This window comes from Streptomyces musisoli, assembly GCF_016741855.1.
GTDB classification, from domain to species: domain Bacteria; phylum Actinomycetota; class Actinomycetes; order Streptomycetales; family Streptomycetaceae; genus Streptomyces; species Streptomyces musisoli.
This window is the reverse complement of the sequence record NZ_JAERRH010000001.1, coordinates 99,319-122,561: the sequence shown is the minus strand read 5'-3', so window position 1 is coordinate 122,561 and position 23,243 is coordinate 99,319. Positions and strand designations below refer to the sequence as shown.

Below are 23,243 nucleotides of genomic sequence, written 5' to 3'. Positions count from 1 at the left end.
GGGCGGTGCTCCGGACCGACGAGTAGCCGGCGGCGGTCCGGCCCCGTGAGCCGAGGTGAGCCGAGTCGTCGGCCGGAGGGGTCGTGGCTCACATGGCGGTCCGGCCCCGTGAGCCGAGGCGCGCCGAGTCGTCGGCCGGGGGCCGTGGCTCACATGGCGGGCCGGCCCCGTGAGTCGAGGCGAGCCCGGCCGTCGCCGCAGGAGCCGCGGCTCACAGCTCGGTGAACGAGCCGTGCCGGCCGGCGCCCGAGGCGAAGCGGGCCGCGCCCTCCGCGCTCCGGGCCAGTACGCCCATGCCGTGGCCGAGTTCCCCGCGCAGCGCCTCCTCCTCCGTCAGCCCCTCCTGCTCCAGGACCGACGCACGGTCGCTGCGCAGGCAGGGCTGCGGGAAGCGGGCGATCTCCGCCGCGAGCGCCTCGGCCTCGGCACGTGCCCGGCCGGGCGGCACCAGCCGGTTGACGAGACCCGTCTCGTACGCCTCGCGGGCCGGCACCGGCCTGCCGGTCAGGATCATGTCCATGGCCCGGCCGGTGCCGATCAGCCGGGGCAGCCGTACCGTGCCGCCGTCGATCAGGGGCACGCCCCAGCGGCGGCAGAACACCCCGAACACCGCGTCCTCCTCCGCGACCCGCAGATCGCACCACAGGGCGAGTTCCAGACCGCCCGCGACCGCGTGCCCGGCCACCGCCGCGATCACCGGCTTGGACAGCCGCATCCGGGTCGGCCCCATCGGGCCGTAGCCGTCCTCCGCCACCCGGTTGCCGCGCTCCGTGCCGATCGCCTTCAGGTCCGCGCCCGCGCAGAAGGTGCCGCCCTCGCCCCACAGCACCGCCACCCGGGCCTCGTCGTCCGCCTCGAACGCCCGGAAGGCGCCGGCGAGTTCCGCCGCCGTCGGGCCGTCCACCGCGTTGCGGGCCTCCGGCCGGGAGAGGACGACCGTGGTGACGTACTCCTGCCGTTCGATCCGCACCGGCATACGGCAACCTCCTTGGACGGGCCCGGGATCCGGAAGCGGACCACGGGCGCTGGTGACTGCCGGTAGCTTCCCAGCAAGTGCCGTCCGCCGGGAACGTCAGATGACCTTCAGCCGTACCAGCGCCCCCAGCGTCAGGGCCCCCGGCACCAGCGGCACCCACACCGTGATGATCCGGTAGGCCAGCACCACCGCCGTGGCCACCGCAGCCGGGCCGCCCACCGCGACCAGCGCCACGATCAGCGCCGCCTCGACGGAACCGAGCCCGCCCGGCGTCGGCACCAGGGCCACCGCGACCGTCGCGGCGAGGTAGGCGAGCGCCATGTGGGCGGCCGGCACCGGCAGGCGCAGCGCCTGCCCGACGGCGGCGAGCCCGGCCGCCTGGAGGGCCGGGAAGGCCAGCGAGCCGCCCCACAGCGCCAGCACGCGGGCCGGCCGGGTGTGTACCGACCGCGCCTCGCCCAGGGCGTCCCGCACGAACGCGGACACACGCGTGCGCAGCGGCCGGACCAGCATCAGCCCGGCCCCCGCGAGGACCGACAGGCCGGCCGCGCCCAGCACTAGCGGGAGCGCCGAGCCGTCCGGCAGCAGGGCGCCGAGCCGCAGCGTGTCCGGGAAGGCGATGAGCAGCGCGGCCAGCAGACCGAGCCGGCCCACGCACTCCGCGAGCAGGTACAGGGCGAGCGCGGCCGAGGAACGGGCCGGCGGCACCCCGCACACGCTCATGAAGCGCAGGTTCACGGCACCGGCGCCGAGCCCGGTGGGCAGCAGGTGGTTGGCCGAGGCCGCCGCGAACTGGGTGGCCAGCAGTCGCCCCTTGGGCAGCGGCTGGACCACCGCACCCTGCCGGGTGACGGCCGCGGCCACCCAGGTCAGACAGGTGGCGCCGGCCGCGGCGAGCAGCCACGGCCAGGAGGCGGTGCGCAGCTGGGCGAGGCCCTCGGCGAGCATCGAGCGGTGCCGGACGGCGGCCACGGCGACGAGCACGAGCGGTACCAGGCACAGCACCTGGCGGACGGGGACGCGACGGGGGAGTCGTCGGGGGAATCGTCCCCGGGGGAGCGGAGGGAGCGGCGGGATCTCGGGGAGCGGGACGGCAGTCACATCGGCACAGGTTCTCCGTGCCGCCCCAACTGCGGGTGGCGGAACCGGGGACGGCGGCTTACAGGGTGGGGTCATCGGGGCCTTCGGGCTGGGGGATGCCGGTGCGGGTGAAAAAGCGCGGGCCTTGACCTCGACGAAGCTTGAGGTTTTACGTTCTCCAGCATGAGCATGGAGACCACCGCCTGGACGCAGCTGCACAGCGTGATGAACGCGCAGTCCGAGCGTCGCCCCTTCGCCCGCGCCACGCTGCGCCGGATCGCCGCCTTCGCCCGCCCGCACCGCGCCGGAATCGTCCGCTTCGTACTGCTCGGGGTGGTGACCGCACTGCTCGCGGTCGCGACCCCCGTGCTCGCCGGCCGTGTCGTCGACGCGATCGTGGCGGGGCACGACTCCGGCACCGTGGTACGGCTGTCCCTGCTCATCGCGTTCGTGGCGCTCGCGGAGGCGGGGCTCGGCATCGTCGGCCGGCGCCTGTCGGCGACGCTCGGGGAGGGCCTCATCCTCGACCTGCGCACGGCTGTGTTCGATCATGTGCAGCGCATGCCCGTCGCGTTCTTCACACGTACCCGTACGGGCGCGCTGGTCAGCCGTCTCAACAACGACGTGATCGGCGCCCAGCGGGCCTTCGCCAACACCCTCTCCGGAGTCGTCAGCAACCTGGTGACCCTGGTGCTCACGCTCGCGGTGATGCTCACGCTGTCCTGGCAGATCACCCTGCTCGCGCTGGTGCTGCTGCCGGTGTTCGTGCTGCCCGCCCGCCGCATGGGCGGCCGGATGGCCCGCATGCAGCGGGAGGCGGCGGCGCTGAACGCGGCCATGGGCACCCGGATGACCGAGCGGTTCTCCGCCCCCGGCGCCACCCTGGTCAAGCTCTTCGGCCGCCCGGAGGAGGAGTCGGCGGAGTTCGCGGAGCGTGCCGCCCGGGTGCGGGACATCGGGGTGCGCACGGCGACCGCCCAGTCCGTCTTCATCACCTCCCTCACCCTGGTCTCCGCGCTCGCCCTGGCCCTCGTCTACGGCCTCGGCGGCTGGTTCGCGCTGCGCGGCACCCTGGAGCCGGGCGCGGTGGTCGCCCTCGCCCTGCTGCTGACCCGCCTGTACGCCCCGCTGACCTCGCTCGCCGGGGCCCGGGTGGAGGTGATGAGCGCGATCGTCAGCTTCGAGCGGGTCTTCGAGGTGCTCGACCTGCGACCGCTCATCGAGGAGAAGTCCGACGCCCGCGAGGTCCCCGACGGCCCGGTCGCCGTCGAGTTCGAGGACGTCCGGTTCGCCTACCCTGCCGCCGACCAGGTCTCCCTCGCCTCCCTGGAGGAGGTCGCCGCCCTCGACACCCGCGGCGGCTCCGAAGTCCTGCACGGCATCTCCTTCCGCGCCGAACCCGGCGAGACCATCGCCCTGGTCGGCTCCTCCGGCGCCGGCAAGTCGACCATCGCCCAGCTCCTGCCGCGCCTGTACGACGTCGACGCGGGCGCGGTCCGCATCGGCGGGACCGACGTCCGGGACCTGACCGCCGCGTCCCTGCGGGCCACGCTCGGCATGGTCACCCAGGACGGCCACCTCTTCCACGACACCGTCCGCGCCAACCTCCTGCTGGCCCGCCCCGACGCCCGCGACGACGAACTGTGGGACGTCCTGGGCCGCGCCCGCCTCGCCGACGTCGTACGGTCCCTGCCCGACGGTCTGGACACGGTCGTCGGTGAGCGCGGCTACCGGCTCTCCGGCGGCGAACGCCAGCGCATGACCATCGCCCGGCTGCTGCTGGCACGCCAGCGGGTGGTGATCCTGGACGAGGCCACCGCCCACCTGGACAACACCTCCGAGGCGGCCGTCCAGGAGGCGCTCACCGAGGCGCTGGAGGGCCGCACCGCCGTGGTCATCGCGCACCGCCTGTCCACGGTCCGGGCCGCCGACCAGATCCTGGTGGTGGAGTCCGGCCGGATCGTGGAGCGGGGCACCCACGAGGAACTCCTGGCGGCGGCCGGCCGCTACGCCGAGCTGTACCGCACCCAGTTCGCCCGGCGGGACGACGACGCGCCCGGGCCGATGCCGGCCGACGCGGGGGTCCCGACGGCAGGCTGACGACCGCCCACGGACCACCGACGGCGGAGTGACGGCCGTCAGCGCGCCACCGATGGCGTGGTGACGGCCGTTCGCGCGCCACCGGCGGCGTGGTGACGGCCGTCAGCGCGCCACCGGCGGCGGGACGGACGGCCGCCCGCGTGCTACCCGCGGCCGGATGACGGCCGTTCGCGTGGACCAGGTGGGGGAGCGGCGGCCGAACCACCCGGACGTGCGCTTCACCGGCATGGTGACCGTCTCCCTCGGCGGCACCGGCACCATCAGGCACGTCGTCGACAACACCGGAGGGCCGTCCGACGCCCGAAGCGACGTGGCCGACCTGAAGAGCCACCCGTGATCCGAACGGACGGCCCGCGCACGTGTGAGCCGGGCGGGACCTGGATACGCGGAAGGGACGGCAGCACCGACCGTCCGGAAGGTCATCCCCGCCATGACCAGTGCACCCCAGCCCGGCCACCACTCCGAGGTCACCCTCCGGGTCAACGGCAAACCCCACACCCTGCGCGTCGACCACCGGCGCGTCCTGCTCGACCTGCTCCGTGAGGAGCTGGACCTCACCGGCAGCAAGAAGGGCTGCGACCACGGCCAGTGCGGTGCCTGCACCGTACTGGTCGACGGGCGCCGCCTGAACAGCTGTCTGCTGCTCGCGGTCGCCCTCGACGGCAGCGAGATCACCACCGTCGAGGGCCTGGGCGGCGACGGCGACGAGCCGCATCCGCTCCAGCGGGCCTTCCTGGACCGCGACGCCTTCCAGTGCGGCTACTGCACCCCGGGCCAGCTCTGCTCCGCCCTGGGCATGCTCGCCGAGGCCGCGGCCGGCCACCCCTCCCACGTCACCGGCCCCACGGCCCCCTCCGGCCGGCCCGTGCCGCTGGACCGGTCCGAGATCCGCGAGCGGATGAGCGGCAACCTGTGCCGCTGCGGCGCCTACCCCCGCATCGTCGAGGCGATCGAGGACGTGATCCCGTGAACGGCTTCGGATACCTCAGGCCCGACAGCGTCCACGAGGCCGCCGAGGCGTACGCCGCCCACCCCGGCGCCCGCTTCCTCGCCGGCGGCACCAACCTCGTCGACCTGCTGAAACTCGGCGTCGAGCGGCCCAGCACGCTCATCGACATCGGGCGGCTGCCGCTGGACTCCGTCCAGGAGCTGTCCGACGGCGGCCTGCGCGTCGGTGCCACCGTCCGCAACAGCGACCTCGCCGCCGACCCGCGCGTCCGCGACCGCTACCCGGCCCTGTCCCAGGCGCTCCTCGCGGGCGCCTCCGCCCAGCTGCGCAACGCCGCCACCACCGGCGGCAACCTGCTCCAGCGCACCCGCTGCCCCTACTTCCAGGACCTGGACAAGCCCTGCAACAAACGGGAGCCGGGCAGCGGCTGCGGCGCCCGGGACGGCGTCCACCGCGACCACGCCGTCCTCGGCCACTCACCCCAGTGCATCGCCACCCACCCGTCCGACATGGCCGTCGCCCTGGCCGCGCTGGACGCCCAGGTCGAGCTGTACAGCACGGCCGGCACCCGGCGCCTCCCCGTGGCCGACTTCTACCGGCTGCCCGGAGAGCACCCCGAGCGGGACACCTGGATCCGCCCCGGCGAACTGATCACCGGCGTGCGGCTCCCCGCCGCCACGGCCGGTGCGCCCTCCGCCTACCGCAAGGCCCGGGACCGGGCGTCGTACGCCTTCGCGCTCGCCTCCGTCGCCGTCGTGCTGCGCATCCAGGACGGGGTCGTCGACCAGGTGGGCATCGCCTTCGGCGGGCTCGCCCACCGCCCCTGGCGGGCCCGGCACACCGAGCTGGCCCTGCTGGGCGCCCCCGCCACCCCCGCCGCCTTCGAAGGAGCGGTGGCCCTCGAACTCGCGCACGCCGAGCCGCTGCGCGACAACGCCTACAAGGTGCCCCTCGCCCGCAACCTCGCCCTGGACGTCCTGAACCGTCTCGCCCCGGCCCCGGCCCCGGCCTGAGCCGTCACAGGAGGACACCCATGACCGGCACGACCGGAACCGCGCCGTCCCAGGACCACGCCACCACGGGCCCGACCGGAACAGCGCTGGGCGGAACCGCGCTGGGCGCCCCCGTCGAGCGCCGGGAAGGGCGCCAGAAGGTCACCGGCGCCGCCCGGTACGCCGCCGAGTACGCACTGCCCGGCCGCGTCCACGCCTGGCCCGTGCCCGCCGCGGTCGCCCACGGCCGGGTCACCGGCATCGACACCTCGGCGGCCCTCGCCCTCCCCGGCGTCCTCGCCGTCCTCACCCCCGGTGACGCCGCCGGGCTCGCCGCACCCGAGGACGGCACGCTCGCCGTGCTGCGCGGCGCGGACGTGCCGCACCGGGGCTGGTGCGTGGCCCTGGCCGTCGCCGAGACCCCGGAGACCGCCCGCGCCGCGGCCCGGGCCGTCCGGGTCACCTACTGCACCGAGGCCCACCATGTCGACCTCACCGAGGACGCCTCCGGCGCCTACGAGCCGGACGAGGTGGCCGGCGGACCCGGCCGCGTCGAGCACGGCGACCCGGAGGCCGCCTTCACCGCCGCCGACGTACGCGTCGACGTCACCTACCGCGTGCCACCGCTGCACAACCACCCCATGGAGCCCCACGCGACCACCGCCCACTGGGAGGACGACCGGCTCACCGTCTACACCTCCAGCCAGGGCGGTACGACCGTCAGGTCCACGCTGGCCCAGCTGTTCCGGCTGCCCGAGGACCGGATCACCGTCGTGGCCGAGCACGTCGGCGGCGGCTTCGGCTCCAAGGGCACCCCACGCCCCGACGTCGTCCTCGCCGCGCTCGCCGCCCGGCACACCGGCCGGCCCGTCACCCTGGCCTACCCCCGCCGGTACCTGCCCACCACGGTCGGCCACCGCGCGCCCACCGTGCAGCGGCTGCGGCTCGGCGCCCACCCGGACGGCCGGCTCACCGCCCTGCTGCACGAGGTGACCACCCACACCTCCCGGGTGAAGGAGTTCGTGGAACACGCCGGTGTCGTCTCCCGGGTCATGTACGCCACCCCGAACCTGCGCAGCACCCACCTCGTGGTGCCGCTGGACGTGCCCAGCCCGTCCTGGATGCGGGCCCCCGGCGAGGCACCCGGCATGTACGCCCTGGAGTCCGCGCTGGACGAACTCGCCGACGCGCTCGGCATGGACCCGGTGGAGCTGCGCGTACGCAACGAACCGCGGCGGGAACCGGAAAGCGGCAAGCCGTTCAGCAGCCGGCACGTCGTGGAGTGCCTGCGCGAGGGCGCCCGCCGCTTCGGCTGGGCCGGCCGCGACCCGCGCCCCGGCGTGCGCCGCGAAGGCCCGCTGCTCGTCGGCACCGGCGTGGCCGCCGCCACCTACCCCGTCCAGGTCGCCCCGTCCACCGCCTCCGCCGAGGCCCGGCCCGACGGCACCTTCGTCGTCCGGGTCAACGCGGCCGACATCGGCACCGGGGCCCGTACCGTCCTCGCCCAGATCGCCGCGGACGCCCTCGGCGTACCCCTGGACCGGGTGCGCACCGAGGTGGGCCACAGCGATCTGCCGCCGGCCCCGCTGGCCGGGGGGTCCTCCGGCACCGCCTCCTGGGGCTGGGCCGTGCACGAGGCGTGCGCCCGGCTCGCCGCCCACCCCGAGGAGGGGCCGACGGTCCGCGCGGACACCACCGGGAAGGCCGACGCCGACAGCCCCTACGCACGGCACGCGTTCGGCGCCCACTTCGCCGAGGTCGCCGTCGACACCGTCACCGGCGAGGTCCGGGTCCGCCGGCTGCTCGGCGTCTTCGCCGCCGGCCGGATCCTCAACGCCCGCACCGCACGCTCCCAGTTCACCGGTGCCATGGTCATGGGCCTCGGCATGGCCCTCACCGAGCACAGCACCCTCGACGCAGCCTTCGGCGACTTCCCCGAGGCCGACCTCGCCTCCTACCACGTGCCCGTCCAGGCCGACGTCCCGGACATCGAGGCCGACTGGATCGACGAGGACGACCCCCACCTCAACCCCATGGGCAGCAAGGGCATCGGTGAGATCGGCATCGTCGGCACCGCCGCCGCGCTCGGCAACGCGGTCCACCACGCCACCGGCATCCGCTTCCGCACCCTCCCCCTCACCCCCGACCGGATCCTCGCCGCCCTGCTGTGCGAGGGGTGACGGTGACCGGCCCCACCTGGGAGTACGAGGGCTACCGTCCCGCGGAGGAACGCCTGCGGGAATCCCTGTGCACCCTCGGCAACGGCTACTTCGCCACCCGCGGGGCGCTGCCCGAGTGCACCGCGGACGACGTCCACTACCCGGGTACCTACGCGGCCGGCTGCTACAACCGGCTCACCTCCGAGGTGGCCGGGCGCCGGGTCGAGAACGAGGACATGGTCAACCTGCCCAACTGGCTGCCCCTGCGCTTCCGGCCCGCGGGCGGGAACTGGCTCACCCCGGACTCCGCCGCCGTCACCGAGCACCACCAGGTCCTCCTGCTCGACCCCGGCCTGCTGGAGCGCCGCACCCGCTACGCACTCGACGACGGCACACTCCTCGTCCGCCAGCTGCGCCTGGTCCACCTGGACGAGCCCCATCTCGCCGCCCTGCGCACCGAGTTCACCGCCACGGGACACCCGCTCGAGCTGGAGGTGGAAGCCGCGCTCGACGGCAGCGTCACCAACGCCGGTGTGGCCCGCTACCGGGACCTGGACGGCCGCCACCTCACCCACGTCCAGGTCGGCACCTCCGCACCCGGCACGGTCTGGCTGCGCTGCCGTACCCGCACCTCCGACATCGGCTTCGGGCTGGCCGGCCGGCTGACCGCCGACGCGCCGGTCACCCACGCGAACGAGGTCCACCGCGCCGTACAGCGCCTGCGGCTGAGCCTGCCGCCGGGCCGGGCCGTCACCGTCGACAAGGCCGTCGCCCTGCACACCTCCCACGACCCGGCCATCAGCGACCCGCTGCGCGCCGCCGTCGACCGGGTCACCGCCGCGCCCGGCTTCGCGGAACTGCTGGAGACGCACCGCGCGGCCTGGGAGCAGCTGTGGCGGCGCACCGTGCTCGACGTGCCCGGCGAGGCGGGCAGCATCCTGCGCCTGCACCTGTTCCACGTGCTCCAGACCCTCTCGCCGCACACCGCGGACCTGGACGTCGGCGTCCCCGCCCGCGGACTGCACGGCGAGTCCTACCGGGGCCACGTCTTCTGGGACGAACTCTTCGTCCTGCCCTACCTGAACCTCCACCTCCCCGAGGTCTCCCGCGCCCTGCTCCGCTACCGCCACCGCCGCCTCGACGCCGCCTGCCACGCGGCCCGCGACCTCGGCCGGCGCGGTGCGCTCTACCCGTGGCAGAGCGGCAGCGACGGCCGCGAGGAGACCCAGCAGCTGCACCTCAACCCGCACTCGGGCCGCTGGCTGCCGGACCACTCCCGGCTCCAGTACCACGTCGGCTCGGCCGTGGCCTACAACATCTGGCAGTACTGCGAGGCGACCGGCGACACCGACTTCCGGCACGGCGAGGGCGCCGACATGTTCCTCCAGATCGCCCGCTTCTGGGCGGACTCGGCGACCTGGGACGACCGCCTCGGCCGGTACCGGATCCGGGGCGTGATGGGCCCCGACGAGTACCACGACGCCTACCCCGGCGCGGACCGGCCCGGCCTGGACGACAACGCGTACACCAACGTCACCGCCGCCTGGGTGCTCACCCGCGCCCTGGAGCTGCTGGACGCGCTGCCCGAGCCGCGCCGCCGTGAACTCGCCGAGCACACCGGTCTGGCCGAGGACGAGCCCGCCCGCTGGGAGGAGGTCTCCCGCCGGTTGCGCATCCCGTTCCACGACGGGGTGATCAGCCAGTTCGAGCGCTACGGCGACCTGGCCGAGCTGGACTGGGACGACTACCGCAAGCGGTACGACGACATCCGGCGCCTGGACCGGATCCTGGAGGCGGAGGGCGACACCGTCAACCGCTACAAGGCGTCCAAACAGGCCGACGTCCTGATGCTCGGCTACCTGTTCTCCTCCCGCGAACTGCGCTCCCTGTTCCAGCGGTTGGGGTATCCGCTGGACGAGCACACCTGGTCCGCGACCGTCGACCACTATCTGCACCGCACCAGCCACGGCTCGACCCTCAGCGGCCTGGTCCACGGCTGGATCCTGACCCGCGCCCGCCGCGCCGCCGCCTGGGGCTTCGTCCAGGACGCGCTCCGCGGCGACATCGCCGACCTCCAGGGCGGCACCACCGGCGAGGGCATCCACCTCGGCGCGATGGCCGGCACACTCGACCTCGTCCAGCGCGGACTGACCGGCCTGGAGACCGGCGGCGGCGCCCTGTGCCTCGACCCCGTCCCGCTGCCCGAGCTGTCCTCGTACGGCTTCACCATCCGCTACCGCGGGCACTGGGGCGTCCGGTTGCGCCTGCGCAGCGGCCTGCTGGAGATCGACGTGCCGGCCTCCGGCCGCTCGCCCATCGGCATCCGCCTGCGGGACCGGGCGCTGCCCGTGCGGCCGGGTGAGACCGCCCGGCTGGTGCTGCCGGACTGAGACGTTCGCTCGCATACGCGTTCGGCGTGGCGCGAACTGGCGGCGAATCATTGCAAAATTCCCGGACATACGCATAAATGTCGTCCACCGCTTCGAGATGTCACCGGCAGACGGGGCCACAGGATGAGCACGGACGACCGCGTCGCGGTGACGCCCGGGATCGCGCGACTGCACGCGTCGCCCGGACGCGCCGGTCCGGGCCGGCTCGGACTGGTGACCAACCACACCGGGGTCCTCCCCGACCTGCGCCCGGCCGCGACCGCGCTGCTGGAGGCCGGCGCGCGGCTGGTGGCCCTGTTCGGTCCCGAGCACGGGCTGCACGGGACCGGCCAGGCCGGCGAGGGCGAGGCCGCCCGGACGGACCCCGCCACCGGCCTGCCCGTCCACGACACCTACCGGTGCGGCGGCGAGCGCCTCGACCGGCTGCTGCTCGACAGTGGCGTCGACGCGCTGGTGTACGACCTCCAGGACATCGGCGCCCGGTTCTACACCTACGTGTGGACCATGTTCGACCTGATGGTCTCGGCGGCCCGTACGGGCGTGCGGTTCGTGGTCGCCGACCGGCCCAATCCCCTCGGCGGACTCGTCAGCGAGGGACCGCTGCTCCAGGAGGAGTGGGCGAGCTTCGTCGGGCGCGCGGCGGTACCCGTCCGGCACGGCCTGACCTGCGGCGAACTCGCCCGGCACCTCAACGCCTCGGCCGTGCCCCGGGCGGCGGGCCGTGCCGCTGACCTGACGGTGATCGAGGCCGTCGGGTGGCGGCGCGCCATGGACGCGGAGACCACCGGCCTGCCGTGGGTCGCGCCCTCGCCGAACATGCCCACGCCCGCCACCGCCGCCGTGTATCCCGGCACCTGTCTGTTCGAGGGCACGAACCTGTCGGAGGGCCGCGGCACCACGCAGCCCTTCGAGATCGTCGGGGCGCCGTACATCGACGCCCGGTTCGCGCCCTCGCTCGCCGAACTCGCCCTGCCCGGAGTGCACTTCCGTGATCTGTGGTTCGTACCGGCCTTCCACAAGCACGCCGGACGGCCGCTGCGCGGGGTCCAGCTCCACGTCACCGACCGCCAGGCGTTCACGCCCGTGCGCACCGCGGTGGCGATGCTCGCGGTGCTGCGCCGGCTGTACCCGGACGGCTTCGCCTGGCACACCGCCGACGCCGGCGCGGAGGGCACCGGGCACCGCCACTTCGTCGACCTGCTGTGGGGGTCCGACCGGTTGCGGCGCGCCCTCGACGCGGGCGACGACCCGCTGCCGCTGTGCGCACCGGCGGCGCCGCCCGGCCGGTGGGCGGGCGACGACCTGCTGCTCTACCGGTGAGCCCCGCCGCCGGGGGACCGCGTGCCGGGCCCTGTGTCGAGACCGCGTGCCGGAACCCCTGCCGGGACCACCCGCCGGGACCTCCTGGTGCGACCACCTGCCGGGACCACCCGTCCCGGCCGGCGCCGTCCGCGACCTGCGTATGGAAGGACAACCCCGTCGATGACCGATCGCACGACGACATCCCGGGCCGGGACGCGTGGCTTCCGCGCGGGCGACGGACCGCGGCTGGTGGAGGCGTGGTGCCGCAGCGCGCCGGCCGACCCCGTCACCCCGGAGCGCTTCCGCTCCCTGGTGCTGCTCGACGCCAACTTCGACCCGGAGGGACTCCGGGTCGCCGTCGACGGCGACCGGCTCGTCGGCGCGGCCTACGCCGTGCGCCGTCTGCGCCCGATGGCCGGCACCGACCTGGAGCCGGAGCAGGGCTGGATCCCGTTCTTCTTCGTCGACCCCGCCGCCCGCGGGCGCGGTCTCGGCCGCCGGCTGCTGACCGACGCCCTGGACTGGCTGCACCGCCACGGCCGCACCCGGGTGGACTTCTCCTCGTACACCCCGCACTACGTCTTCCCCGGCCTGGACGCCGAGGCGTACCCGGAGGCGGCCGGGCTCCTGGAGTCCCTGGGCTTTCGCACGCTGTACGAGGCGGCGGCGATGGACCGCGGTCTGGTCGGCTACCGCGTCCCGGAGGACGTCGCGCGCCGCCTGGCCGGACTGACGGCGCAGGGCTACCGGTTCGCCACGCCGTCCGACGACGACCTGGTGGACCTCCTCGCCCTCGCCGGCGGCCACTTCGGCCCCGACTGGGCGTGCACGATCCGGGACTGCCTGGCCGCGGGCACGCCGCTCGACCGGATCGTCGCCGCCCGGGACCCTTCGGGCCGCATGGTCGGCTGGGCGATGCACGGCGCCTTCGAGTCCGTGGACGAGCGCTTCGGCCCGATCGGAGTGCTGGAGGAGATGCGCGGCACCGGACTCGGCGAAGTCCTCCTCCACCTGGTCCTGGAACGGATGCGGGCGCGCCGTGCGCACTCCGCGTGGTTCCTGTGGACCGGCGAGCGGTCCCCGGCGGGCCACATGTACCGCAAGAGCGGGTTCAGCACGACCCGCAGGTTCCGGGTCATGCGCCGGGAGGCCGCCGGATGACGCCGGCCCGCCGCACCGGCGTCATCCGGCCACCGACCCGCCCACGCGGCCTGAGCCGCCGTCACTTCGCGCTCGCGCTCCCCTCGGCGCTCCTCGCCTCCGGATGCGCCGCGCCGCACCAGGGCACCGGACGGCCCGGCGACCCGATCGTCCTCACCCTGCTCTCCCACTACGCGAGCGGCGAACTCAAGGCGGCCCTCCAAGGGCCGGTCGACGAGTGGAACGCCACCCACGACCGGGTCAAGGTGCGGACGAAGGCCGTCGAGTTCACCGACCTGCTGACCACGTTCATGGTCCGGCAGGCCGCGGGCCAGGGCGCGGACATCCTCCACCCGTATTGCCTGTGGAACGGCCAGCTCGTCCGGGCCGGCGTCCTGCGCCCCGCCCCACCCGAGCACGCCGAGGAGATCAGACGCGGCTACGGCGAGGCCGCGGTCGGCGCCGCCTCCGTCGGGGGCGAGGTCTACGGCTATCCGACCGAGATGCAGACCTACGCCCTCTACTACAACAAGCGGCTGCTGCGCGAGGCCGGCGCCGCCGGCCCCCCGCACACCTGGCGGGAACTGGAGGAGACGGCCTACCGCACCGCCCGGCGGGACCGGTACGGCAACACGCTCGTCCAGGGATTCGGGCTGTCCACCTACGACGACTCCACCACCGTCGGCCAGACACTCGCCCTGCTCAACGCAGCCGGCGGACGGTTCGTCGCCGCGGACGGCAGGAGCACCGCCATCGACTCGCCGGCCGGGCGGGCCGTGTTCGGACTGGAGCACCGCCTCGTCACCCGCGGCGCGAGCGCCCCCGGCGTCAACGTCTACCAGGCGTTCCCGTCCGGGCAGGTGGCCATGGTGGTGGGCGCCGGCTGGTGGACCGGCAGCCTGAAGTCCCTGATGGGCAGCGCCTACCGGGACGTCGGCGTCGCGCCCGTGCCGGTCCCCGAGGCGCACGACGAACGCGCCACGCTCTGCACCGGCTTCATGCTGGGGGTCAACACGGCCAGCAGGTTCCCGCGCGAAGCCTGGCAGTTCCTGAGCTGGCTCAACGCCCGGAAGGCGGGCGTGAAGGGCGCCTCGAAGGGCGCGAGAGCGACCCGGATGAGCACGCTTCAGGTGTCGGTCGGCTCCCTGACCGGCCGCGCCGACGACATGCGCACGCTCCTCGGCGCGGGCGGCGACCCGAACCTGCGCCCGTTCCTCGACGCGCTGGCGTACGCGGTGCCGGAGCCCAACGTGCCGGGCGCGCAGCAGGCCAAGTCGCTGCTGCGGAAGAACATCGAGGCGCTGTGGACCGGTCAGCAGTCCGTCGACGAGGCACTGCGCACCACCCGCCGGCAGGTCGACCAGGAGGTGGCGCGCTCATGGTGAACACCCTGGCGCCGGAGACGACCGAGCGGGCCCCGCACCCCACGCGGGCCGCCGCCGGCGCCCTCGGCGGCCGCGGCCGGGCCCGGCGCCGCCAGGCCGTCGTCGCCTACCTCTTCCTGGCGCCGGCGCTGCTGTTCTTCGCGGTCTTCCTGGCCCTGCCGCTCGGCTTCGCGCTGCTGCTGTCGATGTCCCGCTGGACCGGGTTCGACCTCGGCGACATCGACCCGGTCGGCCTGGACAACTTCACCGGCCTCTTCGCGGACGGATCGACGTTCCTTACGCCGATCCTCACCAACACGCTGCTGTTCGCCCTGGGCACCGTGGCCCTCGCGCTCGCCGGCTCCCTGCTCGTCGCCACCTGCATCGACAAGCTGCGCTTCCAGGGGCTGTGGCGCACCCTGTACTTCCTGCCGATCGTCACGACCGTCGTCGCCGTCGGCAACGTGTGGAAGTACATGTACGAGCCGGGCGGCCTGGTCAACGGCGTCCTCAACGCCCTCGGGCTCGGCTCGGTGGCGTTCCTCCAGGACCCGGACACCGCGCTGCCCGCGGTCGTGGTCGTCCAGGCCTGGGCCTCGGTAGGCTCGGCGATCCTCGTCCTGACCGCCGGGCTGAAGTCCATTCCCGGGTCGTACTACGAGGCCGCCGCACTCGACGGCGCCGGCCCCGGCACCGTCTTCCTGAGGATCACGCTGCCGCTGCTGCGCCCGGCCCTGCTGTTCGTGTGCGTCACCCAGTTCCTCACCGGGCTCCAGTCGTTCGCGCTGATCATCGTGATGACCAAGGGCGGCCCGGGCGACGCGACCGACGTGGCCGCGCTGGAGATGTACCGGCAGGCCTTCAGCCACGGTGACTGGGGCACCGCGAGCGCCGCCGCGTTCGTGCTGTTCACGGTGGTCCTCGCGATCACCCTGGCACAGTTGTGGATCTTCCGGCGCAAGGGGGAGGACGCATGAACCGCCGCCGCTTCCCGTGGCTGTCGTACCTGCTGGTCGCAACCGGCGCGGTGCTCACGGTGGTGCCGTTCCTCGACATGGTGATGACGTCCTTCAAGGGGCCCGGCGAGGCCGGCACACTGCCGTACCGGTTCCTGCCCCGGGCCTTCGACCCGTCCAACTACCGGGCGGCGGTCGATCAGCTCGACCTGCCGCTGCTCTTCCGCAACAGCGTCGTCGCCACCGCCCTGATCACCGGATCGGTGCTGCTCACCTCGTCGCTCGCCGGCTACGCGCTCGCCAAACTCCGCTTCCCCGGCCGGGACTTCGTCTTCCGGCTCGTGCTGTCGACGATGATGTTCCCGCCGTTCCTCTTCTTCGTCCCGCACTTCCTGATCCTGGTGCACTGGCCGCTCGCGGGCGGCAACGACCTGCTCGGGCGCGGCGGGGCGGGCCTGACCGTCAGCATCGTGGCGCTCGCGATGCCGTTCCTCGTCAACGGCTTCGGGATCTTCCTGACGCGCCAGTTCATGATCGCGATCCCGGACGAGGTCCTGGAGGCCGCGCGCATCGACGGCGCCGGCGAGTTCGCCGTGTGGTGGCGGATCGTCGTCCCGCAGACCAAGCCGGTCGTGGTGACGCTCGGACTGCTGACCTTCGTGGACGCCTGGAACGAGTACATCTGGGCGCTGCTCGTCTCGACGGCCGACCCGGACGTGATGACCCTGCCCGTCGGCATCCAGCTCCTCCAGGACCACGTCGACCCGACCCGTACGATGCCCGTCGTCATGGCCGGACTCGTCCTGAGCGTCCTGCCGGTCCTGATCCTCTTCCTGCTGCTCCAGAAGCACTACATCCGCGGCGTCATGCTCAGCGGCCTCAAGTAGGAACGGCAACCCGGGGAGCACGGCCCGGTCACGGCCGGGACACACCGCCGTCCGTGATCTCGACGGCGGTGACCGGCGGGACCACCATGGAGGAACGGTCGAGGACGAGGGGAGCCGCCGGAGATGAGGGTGACCGACGTGCCCTTGCGCGTCCTGGCCGTGGACGACGAGAGACCCGCGCTCGACGAGCTGCTGTACCTGCTGGGGGAGGACCCGCGGGTCGGTACGGCGGTGCCCGCCCTGGAGGCCACCGAGGCGCTGCGCCGGCTGAGCGGGGCCATGGCGGAGGGCCCGGACGGCACACAGGGCTTCGACGTCGTCTTCCTCGACATCGACATGCCCGGCCTGAGCGGCCTCGAACTGGCCCGGCTGCTGGGCGGGTTCGCCGCGCCGCCGCTGGTGGTCTTCGTCACCGCGCACGAGGACTTCGCCGTGCGCGCCTTTGACCTCAAGGCCGTGGACTACCTGCTCAAGCCGCTGCGCAAGGAGCGCTTCGCCGAGGCGGTACGACGGGTCGCCGAGCTGGTCCGGGCCGGGCAGGGGCCCCGTCCGGCCGTGCTCGCGCCCGCCGCCCCCGCCGTCGGCGACCAGGTGCCCGTGGAGCTGGGCGGGGTGACCCGGTTCGTGCCCCTCGCCGACATCACCTATGTCGAGGCACAGGGCGACTACGCGCGGCTGCACACGGGCCGCGGCAGCCATCTGGTGCGGATACCGCTGTCCACCCTGGAGGAGCAGTGGCGCTCGCGCGGATTCGTCCGGATCCACCGCAGCCGTCTCGTCGCCCTCGGCCGGATCGAGGAACTCCGGGTGGAGGGCGGCAACCTGACCGTCCGGATCGGCGACCGGGTCCTCGCCGTCAGCCGGCGCAACGCCCGGGAACTGCGGGACCTGCTGGCCGGCCGTGCGACGGACCGCGTCCGCTGAACCGGGCGGGGGCCTGGCCGGGTCCGCCGAGCCGGGCGGGCACCTAGCCGGGTCCGCCGAGCCTGACGGACGCCCGTCCGCGTCCGCCGAGCCGGGCGGGCACCGGGCCGGGTAACCGTGCGGTCGCCTCAACCAGGCCTGTCCCACCAGTAGTTGCCGTCCCGCCGGGGCCGCCGGGCCCGTGTTAGGTTGGGTCGATGGACGCAGGACGCCCCACGCGGGCCGAAGCGGCCCGTGCCGCGGACGACGGCCCGGCCTTCCCCGCCCGGCACGGCTCGTTCTCGGTCGGTCTGAGCTTCACGGTGCCGCGGGCCGAGGTCTTCCGCGGGTTCGCCGACCCATCCCTGCGGAGCCGCTGGTTCCGCCTGCCCGGCGGGTCCGCCACCGCCGAGCACGCACTGGACTTCCGGGTCGGCGGCGGCGAGGAAGCCCGTAACGTCTTCGTCTCCGCAGACACCGAGGAGCGCCTCGCCTACCGCTCCCGGTTCCTGGACATCGTTCCGGACACCCGGATCGTCCACGTCTACGAGGCCGAGGTCGACGGCAGCCGCCGCTGGATCTCCCTCGTCACCGTCGAACTGTCCGACGAGGCCGGCGGCTCCCGCCTGACCTGGACCGAGCAGTACACCTGGCTCGTGCCCACGGGAGACGGCACCCAGGACGCCGCCCATCTGCGCGGCGGCACCCGCCTCCTGCTCAACGGCCTGTCCACGGTGGTGAACCCGGACCGCCACGCCGGCCTGTCCGCGCGCGGGCAGGCCGACGGTGCGGCGTCGGGCAAGCCGGGCGGCTCAGCCCCGTAGCGCCGGCGCCGTCCCCCTGACGAGGTCGGCCGCCTTCTCCGCGGCCATGACCGTGGGCGCGTTGGTGTTCCCGCGCGGCACCGCCGGGAACACCGAGGCGTCGACGACCCGCAGGCCCGACACGTCGAGCACGCGCAGCTCGGGGTCGACCACCGCGCCGATGGCACAGGTCGACGTCGGGTGGTACAGGGTCTGCCCGGACCGCTGTGCCCAGGCGAGGAGGTCCGCGTCGGAGTCCGAGGCCGCCGGAGCGTCGCCGTACGGCCCCGTCACGAGGTCGGCCACCGCCCGCTGCGCCGCGATGTCCAGCGCGAGCCGGACACCGGCGACGAGACACGCCCGGTCTTTTGCCGTCGTCAGGTAGTTGTGCACGATCCGGGGTGCCACGTCCGGGCGCGATGAGCGCAGGGTCACCGCGCCGCGGCTGGTCGGGGCGAGCACGCACGGGCCGAAGGCGAAGCCGTGCTCGGTGGCCGGACCGAGCCCCTCCTGGTGGAACAGCACGGGGGCGGCGTGGAACTGGAGGTCCGGTGCGTCCAGCGCGTCACGGCTGCGGAAGAAGCCCCCGGCCTCACCGATGTTGGAGGTCAATGGGCCCCGCCCGGCACTCTCCAGGAGCGCCGCGTTGTCCGGGCTCGCCGCGCTGATCAGCGACTCCTGATCGGTGCGGAAGTTGAGCAGCGTCATGTAGTGGTCCTGGAGGCCCAGGCCGACCGGCAGATCGCGGATGACGGTGATGCCGAAGGCGGACAGGACCGCGGCGGGCCCGACCCCGGACAGCATCAGCAGCTTCGGGGACTCGTAGGTGCCGGCGGACAGGATCACCTCGCGCCCGGCGCGGATCACCTCGACGGTGCCGCCGCGCTCCACCTCCACGCCCGTCGCCCGGCCGCCCTCGATCACCACGCGGTGCGCGCGGGAGGAGGGGAGCACGGTGAGGTTCGGCCGTGCGAGGGCGGGGCGCAGATAGGCCACGGCGGTGCTGCAGCGCAGTCCGTCGCGCTGGGTGAGCTGGTAGCGGCCGACGCCCAGTTGGGTCTCCCCGTTGAAGTCGTCGTTCGCCTTGTGGCCGGCCTGCTCGGCGGCCCGTACGAAGGCCGACGCGAGCGGGTGGCCGGATCGGCCCTCGCTGACCGTCAACGGCCCGCCGACGCCGTGGAATTCGTCCTCGCCGCGCTCGTTGTCCTCCGCGCGCCGGAAGTACGGCAGCACCTCGTCGTACGACCAGCCGGTGGCCCCGGCCGCGGCCCAGCCGTCGTAGTCGGCACGGTTGCCGCGGATGTAGATCATCGCGTTCATCGAGCTGCAACCGCCGAACATCCTGCCGCGGGGCAGGTAGGTCCGCCGGCCGCCGATGCCCGGCTCGGGCTCGGAGTCGAGGTCCCAGTCGAGGTCGCTCTTGAACAGCTGGGGGAAGGCGGCCGGGACATGGATCTCCCGCGCGGAGTCGGGGCCGCCCGCCTCGATCACCGCCACCCGCACCTCGGGGTCCTCCGACAGACGTGCCGCCAGCACACAGCCCGCGGACCCGGCGCCGACGACGACGTAGTCGTACTCGCTCATTCCATCCCCTTTGCTCGGAAGGCACTGCTGAAGAGGTGATCGAGAGGCACTACCGAAGAGGCAAGACCGAAACGGCGATACAGGGAAGGCGTTTTCACGCCCCGCGGTTGCAGGACACACGGGAGGAACCGGAGCCGGCCGGCCGACGCTCGCCGCTGCCCGGCCCGTGGCGGACGTCGACGTGACCGACGGGGGAACGGCCGGCCCCGGCGGGGCCCTCCGGGGGCGGACCGCGGTCTCCGCGCCCGGCCAGGCGGCAGCCCCGGGAGCCGGGGCGGGGCGGACCGAGGCCGTGGGTGATCGGGACGGGTCAGCTCAGGTCGGGCCGAGGCCGTGGTGATCGGGTCAGTTCAGGTCGGGCCGAGGTCGTAAGTGATCGGGGCAGGTCGGTCGAGGCCGCCGGTGATCCGGGTGGTCAGCTCAGGCCGAGGCCGCGGGCGATCAGGCCGCGTTGCACGTCGTTGGTGCCGCCGCCGAGGAACGCGAGGACGGACAGGCGCAGGCCCTGCTCGAAGATGCCCCCGCCGGGCGCGTCCGGCGCGCAGAGGGCCGCCGCGGGGCCGAGGATCTCCAGCGCGTCGCGGCTGAGCCGCTCCGCCACCTCCGCGGCCAGCACGCCGGCCATCGCCGAGGTGAGACGTGCGGTGTGCACGGCGCTGGACTCCGCCTTCGCGGCGGCCTCGGCGAGCAGCAGGTTCACCGCCTGGACCCGGACGGCCATGCCGCTCAGCCGGGCCCGCCCGTCCGACCCGGACGGGCCCGCCGCGCCGTCCGGATCGGCGCGCACGGTTGCCAGCAGCTCGTCGAACTGCCGACGGGACATCCCGGCGAGTTCGGTGGCCAGCAGCAGCCGTTCGCTGGTGAGCGTGTCCGTGATGACCTGCCAGCCGCGGTTGACCGGGCCGATGCGCGCGGAGTCGCTCACCCGGACGTCGTCGAAGGTCACCGTGGAGCAGACCTGCCCGGACAGAGCCCGGTGCGGCTCCGTCCGGATCCCCGCGGACGCCATCGGGACCATGAACATGCTGATCCCGGCCATCGGCGGCTTCGCGTCCACGTCCGTGCGCACGGCGAGCCAGATGTACTCCGCCGTGTGGGCGTTGCCGATCCACGCCTTCGTCCCGTTGATCACCCAGTCGTCGCCGTCCCGCACGGCGGTCGTCGTCAGCGACGCGAGATCGGAGCCCGCCTCGGGCTCGCTGTAGCCCAGGCAGAAGGTCAGTCTTCCGTCCCTGATCCGGGGCAGGTACCTCTCCTTCTGCTCGGCCGTCCCGTGCTTGACGACGGGTGCGCCGACCACCGAGACGGCCCCCATCGCGTTGGCGACCGGCAGTTGGTGGTAGGCGGTCTCGTCCTGTAGCGCGAGCTGCTCGGTGAGGCCGGCCCCGCGGCCGCCGTCGGCGGCGGGCCAGGTCATGCCGAACCACTCGCGCGCGGACATCGCAGCCACCACGGCAGGGTCGTCGTCCTCGTCCAGCAGCCTCACACGGGAGCGGTGTTCGGCGCAGAAGGAGCGCGCCTGCTCGCGCATCGCCGCCGCCTGCGGAGTGGAATCCACGGCCGGCAGACCCGTGGCGGACCCGATCAGGATGTCGGCGACGGTTCCGCGCGGTGCCGGACAGGTGGGCAGCAGCGCGATGTCGGCGTGGACCCGGCGGAAGAGCCAAGGGGCGTCGTGTCCCTCGAAGTACCCGCCCGCCCCGAGGGTCTGATGGGCGCTGATCTGGATGCGCGGTGCCACTGCGGCCGCATGGGACACCGCCAGCTCCGTGGCGAGGATCCGGTCCGGTGCGTCGCCGGCGTGCCTGCGCACGGCATCCTCGATGAGGAGTTCACCCGCGACGAGTTCGATCTCCCGGGTCGCCGTGCGCTGCTGGACCGCGCCGAACCCGCCGATCGCCCGGCCGAACTGCCGGCGGACCTTCGCATGGGCGACGGACTGCTCGTGGGACCGCCGGGCGGCCGCCGTCGCCCGTACCGCCAGGCCCAGCCTGAGCAGGGAGAGCGCCTGGGCGGCCCGCTCCGGATCGACGTCGACGACGGCCTCCGGTCCGCCCAGGTGCAGCCGGGACCAGGCGGGCTGTGCCAGCCCGGGCTGCGGGACGGCGAACTCCACGGGCCGTACCGAGGCGCGTCCGCCCGCGGGCGGCAGGACCAGGACGTGTGAGGCGGCCGTCCCGCATTCCGCGAACTGCACCGTCCCGGCCGCCGGGTCCCCCGCCGCCACCAGGATCCGGACGTCCCCGGCGGCGATGCCGGCCACGATCTCCGGGGCCGTCGTCAGCAGGCCCGCGGCGACGAAGCCGTCCATCACGGGCAGCGGGCAGGCGGCCGCTCCGGTGGCCCGGACCAGCGCGACGGTGCCGGCGAGGCTGCCGCGGTCGAACCAGCCGAGGGCCGCGGCCGGTTTCCACAGCCGGGCCAGGGCGGCCTCGTCAGCCAGATCGGGGAAGTGCCACTGCCGGGTCAGCAGTTCGGTGGTTTCATCCATGCTGAGCATTCGCCCGTCCCGCCTGCGGTGTCCGCTGCCACGCCGTCGAATCGAGCGTAGGGAGACGGGCCGATGCCGGGCAATGCGGAAGCGGCACGATAAGGGTTTTCTAGGGGTTCGCCGCACCGGGGCCGGGGATAAGGTCGGATGCGCCTCGAGGATCGGCTGTTTGTGCTGCGCTGAGGAAGGTGATGGCAGTGGAATATACCGACGGCGACAGTTGGTTCCGCGTCTACCGGGAGGCGCCGGAAGGCGTACGCCTCTTCTGTTTCCCGCACGCGGGCGGTGCCGCCAGTTACTTCTTCCCGTGGTCGAGGTCGCTCCCGGCGGACATCGAGGTGCTGGCCGTGCAGTACCCGGGCCGCCAGGACCGCCGCAGCGAGCCCTGCATCCGCGCCGTTCCCGAACTCGCCGACCGGATCCATGCGGCGATCCGGCCGCGGCTGGCACAGCCGTTCGCGTTCTTCGGCCACAGCATGGGAGCGGTCCTCGCCTTCGAGGTGGCGAGCCGGATCGCCCGGGACGAGGGCGTCGCACCGGCGCATCTGTTCGTCTCCGGCCGGCGGGCGCCCTCCCGTGTCCGGCACGAGGAGCTGCACCGGGCGGGCACGGCCGCGCTCGTCGCGGAGGTGCGCGCACTGGGCGGCACGGACCCACGCGTCCTGGCGGACAAGGACCTGCTCGACCTCGTCCTGCCGACGATCCGCGCCGACTACACGGCCATCGAGACGTACCGGTTCGACTCCGCACCGCCGCTGTCGTGCGATGTCACCGCGATGGTCGGCGACAGCGACCCGAAGGCCTCCATCGACGACACGGCGGCCTGGTCGCAGCACACGCTCGGCCGGTTCGACCTGCGAATCTTCCCGGGCGACCACTTCTACCTGGACGAATGCCGGGCCGGAGTGCTGGACGTCATCGCGTCCGCGCTGTCCGGGGCGCGACAGGAAGCGGGCCGGGGCCGGCCCCGCGGCGAAGCGCGCCCCCGCGCCACGTCGACGGGGGGCTGATCCCGCGCTCTTGGCGCGGCGACCCGGCTGCCGCTGCGTGGGGCGGCGAACCGGCGATCCGGTGCGGAACACGGAGGCGCGCATTGGCGCGCCTCTCGGCATTTCCGGGCGGGATCTCGTGCGGACAGTACGTCGATTGCGTCCCGGCTGACACCCC

At 74.0% G+C, this 23,243-nt stretch carries 18 protein-coding genes; 14 read left to right on the top strand and 4 right to left on the bottom strand.

Going from position 1 to position 23,243, the window contains the following annotated elements; translation table 11 throughout:
• Positions 1-211 precede the first annotated feature (211 nt).
• Together JK361_RS00360 and JK361_RS00355 are read right to left on the bottom strand one after the other, a co-directional pair.
• Complete coding sequence (locus tag JK361_RS00360; protein WP_201813554.1) at positions 212-976, bottom strand: crotonase/enoyl-CoA hydratase family protein; 765 nt, start codon at positions 974-976, stop codon at positions 212-214.
• A gap of 96 nt (positions 977-1,072) precedes the next feature.
• Complete coding sequence (locus JK361_RS00355; RefSeq protein ID WP_201813553.1) at positions 1,073-1,981, bottom strand: lysylphosphatidylglycerol synthase transmembrane domain-containing protein; 909 nt, start codon at positions 1,979-1,981, stop codon at positions 1,073-1,075.
• Between the two features lie 258 nt (positions 1,982-2,239).
• On the opposite strand from JK361_RS00355, the gene JK361_RS00350 reads away from it, so the two are divergent.
• The 13 genes from JK361_RS00350 to JK361_RS00290 all read left to right on the top strand — a co-directional run bounded on the left by JK361_RS00350 (position 2,240) and on the right by JK361_RS00290 (position 18,022).
• Complete coding sequence (locus JK361_RS00350) at positions 2,240-4,156, top strand: ABC transporter ATP-binding protein (protein WP_201813552.1); 1,917 nt, start codon at positions 2,240-2,242, stop codon at positions 4,154-4,156.
• 157 nt (positions 4,157-4,313) lie between these two features.
• Positions 4,314-4,493, top strand: a complete 180-nt coding sequence (locus tag JK361_RS00345) for a hypothetical protein (protein ID WP_201814265.1) — start codon at positions 4,314-4,316, stop codon at positions 4,491-4,493.
• A 93-nt stretch (positions 4,494-4,586) separates the two neighbouring features.
• The gene (locus tag JK361_RS00340; RefSeq protein ID WP_201813551.1) at positions 4,587-5,126 is read left to right on the top strand and encodes a 2Fe-2S iron-sulfur cluster-binding protein; all 540 of its coding nucleotides are present in this window, start codon (positions 4,587-4,589) and stop codon (positions 5,124-5,126) included.
• Entirely contained in the window at positions 5,123-6,118 is a 996-nt protein-coding gene (locus JK361_RS00335) for an FAD binding domain-containing protein (RefSeq protein WP_201813550.1), read from the top strand. The genes JK361_RS00340 and JK361_RS00335 overlap by 4 nt, the downstream gene beginning before the upstream one ends.
• Positions 6,119-6,138: 20 nt before the next feature.
• Positions 6,139-8,277 (top strand): xanthine dehydrogenase family protein molybdopterin-binding subunit, encoded by a 2,139-nt coding sequence (locus JK361_RS00330; protein WP_201813549.1) that lies wholly within the window; start codon positions 6,139-6,141, stop codon positions 8,275-8,277.
• Positions 8,274-10,646 (top strand): glycoside hydrolase family 65 protein, encoded by a 2,373-nt coding sequence (locus JK361_RS00325; RefSeq protein ID WP_201813548.1) that lies wholly within the window; start codon positions 8,274-8,276, stop codon positions 10,644-10,646. The genes JK361_RS00330 and JK361_RS00325 overlap by 4 nt, the downstream gene beginning before the upstream one ends.
• Before the next feature lie 123 nt (positions 10,647-10,769).
• On the top strand, positions 10,770-11,966 hold the full coding sequence (locus tag JK361_RS00320) for an exo-beta-N-acetylmuramidase NamZ family protein (protein WP_201813547.1): 1,197 nt from the start codon (positions 10,770-10,772) through the stop codon (positions 11,964-11,966).
• A gap of 162 nt (positions 11,967-12,128) precedes the next feature.
• Positions 12,129-13,109 carry a GNAT family N-acetyltransferase gene (locus tag JK361_RS00315; protein ID WP_201813546.1) on the top strand — a complete coding sequence of 327 codons (981 nt, stop codon included), beginning with the start codon at positions 12,129-12,131 and terminating at the stop codon, positions 13,107-13,109.
• The gene (locus JK361_RS00310; protein WP_236052286.1) at positions 13,106-14,473 is read left to right on the top strand and encodes an extracellular solute-binding protein; all 1,368 of its coding nucleotides are present in this window, start codon (positions 13,106-13,108) and stop codon (positions 14,471-14,473) included. The genes JK361_RS00315 and JK361_RS00310 overlap by 4 nt, the downstream gene beginning before the upstream one ends.
• On the top strand, positions 14,467-15,429 hold the full coding sequence (locus tag JK361_RS00305; protein WP_201813545.1) for a carbohydrate ABC transporter permease: 963 nt from the start codon (positions 14,467-14,469) through the stop codon (positions 15,427-15,429). The genes JK361_RS00310 and JK361_RS00305 overlap by 7 nt, the downstream gene beginning before the upstream one ends.
• Positions 15,426-16,295 carry a carbohydrate ABC transporter permease gene (locus tag JK361_RS00300; protein WP_201813544.1) on the top strand — a complete coding sequence of 290 codons (870 nt, stop codon included), beginning with the start codon at positions 15,426-15,428 and terminating at the stop codon, positions 16,293-16,295. The genes JK361_RS00305 and JK361_RS00300 overlap by 4 nt, the downstream gene beginning before the upstream one ends.
• A gap of 123 nt (positions 16,296-16,418) precedes the next feature.
• Positions 16,419-17,219, top strand: a complete 801-nt coding sequence (locus JK361_RS00295) for a LytR/AlgR family response regulator transcription factor (RefSeq protein ID WP_201813543.1) — start codon at positions 16,419-16,421, stop codon at positions 17,217-17,219.
• A 197-nt stretch (positions 17,220-17,416) separates the two neighbouring features.
• Complete coding sequence (locus tag JK361_RS00290) at positions 17,417-18,022, top strand: SRPBCC domain-containing protein (protein WP_201813542.1); 606 nt, start codon at positions 17,417-17,419, stop codon at positions 18,020-18,022.
• On the opposite strand, the gene JK361_RS00285 is transcribed toward JK361_RS00290, so the two are convergent.
• Both JK361_RS00285 and JK361_RS00280 read right to left on the bottom strand, forming a co-directional pair.
• Positions 18,011-19,585 (bottom strand): GMC family oxidoreductase, encoded by a 1,575-nt coding sequence (locus JK361_RS00285; RefSeq protein WP_201813541.1) that lies wholly within the window; start codon positions 19,583-19,585, stop codon positions 18,011-18,013. The genes JK361_RS00290 and JK361_RS00285 overlap by 12 nt on opposite strands.
• 415 nt (positions 19,586-20,000) lie before the next feature.
• Positions 20,001-22,076: an acyl-CoA dehydrogenase family protein gene (locus JK361_RS00280; protein ID WP_201813540.1), complete on the bottom strand. Its 2,076-nt coding sequence runs from the start codon at positions 22,074-22,076 to the stop codon at positions 20,001-20,003.
• 191 nt (positions 22,077-22,267) lie between these two features.
• Here JK361_RS00280 and JK361_RS00275 point away from each other — a divergent pair, with 191 nt between their 5' ends.
• Positions 22,268-23,086: a thioesterase II family protein gene (locus JK361_RS00275; protein WP_201813539.1), complete on the top strand. Its 819-nt coding sequence runs from the start codon at positions 22,268-22,270 to the stop codon at positions 23,084-23,086.
• Positions 23,087-23,243: the final 157 nt, after the last annotated feature.

What these genes read in the sequence shown, in the direction of transcription:
- JK361_RS00340 (WP_201813551.1), top strand. Translation starts at nt 4,587, where the DNA reads ATGACCAGTGCACCCCAGCCCGGCCACCACTCCGAGGTCACCCTCCGG.
- JK361_RS00345 (WP_201814265.1), top strand. Translation starts at nt 4,314, where the DNA reads ATGACGGCCGTTCGCGTGGACCAGGTGGGGGAGCGGCGGCCGAACCAC.
- JK361_RS00320 (WP_201813547.1), top strand. Translation starts at nt 10,770, where the DNA reads ATGAGCACGGACGACCGCGTCGCGGTGACGCCCGGGATCGCGCGACTG.
- JK361_RS00350 (WP_201813552.1), top strand. Translation starts at nt 2,240, where the DNA reads ATGAGCATGGAGACCACCGCCTGGACGCAGCTGCACAGCGTGATGAAC.
- JK361_RS00295 (WP_201813543.1), top strand. Translation starts at nt 16,419, where the DNA reads ATGAGGGTGACCGACGTGCCCTTGCGCGTCCTGGCCGTGGACGACGAG.
- JK361_RS00315 (WP_201813546.1), top strand. Translation starts at nt 12,129, where the DNA reads ATGACCGATCGCACGACGACATCCCGGGCCGGGACGCGTGGCTTCCGC.
- JK361_RS00275 (WP_201813539.1), top strand. Translation starts at nt 22,268, where the DNA reads ATGGCAGTGGAATATACCGACGGCGACAGTTGGTTCCGCGTCTACCGG.
- JK361_RS00300 (WP_201813544.1), top strand. Translation starts at nt 15,426, where the DNA reads ATGAACCGCCGCCGCTTCCCGTGGCTGTCGTACCTGCTGGTCGCAACC.
- JK361_RS00305 (WP_201813545.1), top strand. Translation starts at nt 14,467, where the DNA reads ATGGTGAACACCCTGGCGCCGGAGACGACCGAGCGGGCCCCGCACCCC.
- JK361_RS00330 (WP_201813549.1), top strand. Translation starts at nt 6,139, where the DNA reads ATGACCGGCACGACCGGAACCGCGCCGTCCCAGGACCACGCCACCACG.
- JK361_RS00290 (WP_201813542.1), top strand. Translation starts at nt 17,417, where the DNA reads ATGGACGCAGGACGCCCCACGCGGGCCGAAGCGGCCCGTGCCGCGGAC.
- JK361_RS00280 (WP_201813540.1), bottom strand. Translation starts at nt 22,076, where the DNA reads ATGGATGAAACCACCGAACTGCTGACCCGGCAGTGGCACTTCCCCGAT.
- JK361_RS00285 (WP_201813541.1), bottom strand. Translation starts at nt 19,585, where the DNA reads ATGAGCGAGTACGACTACGTCGTCGTCGGCGCCGGGTCCGCGGGCTGT.
- JK361_RS00360 (WP_201813554.1), bottom strand. Translation starts at nt 976, where the DNA reads ATGCCGGTGCGGATCGAACGGCAGGAGTACGTCACCACGGTCGTCCTC.
- JK361_RS00310 (WP_236052286.1), top strand. Translation starts at nt 13,106, where the DNA reads ATGACGCCGGCCCGCCGCACCGGCGTCATCCGGCCACCGACCCGCCCA.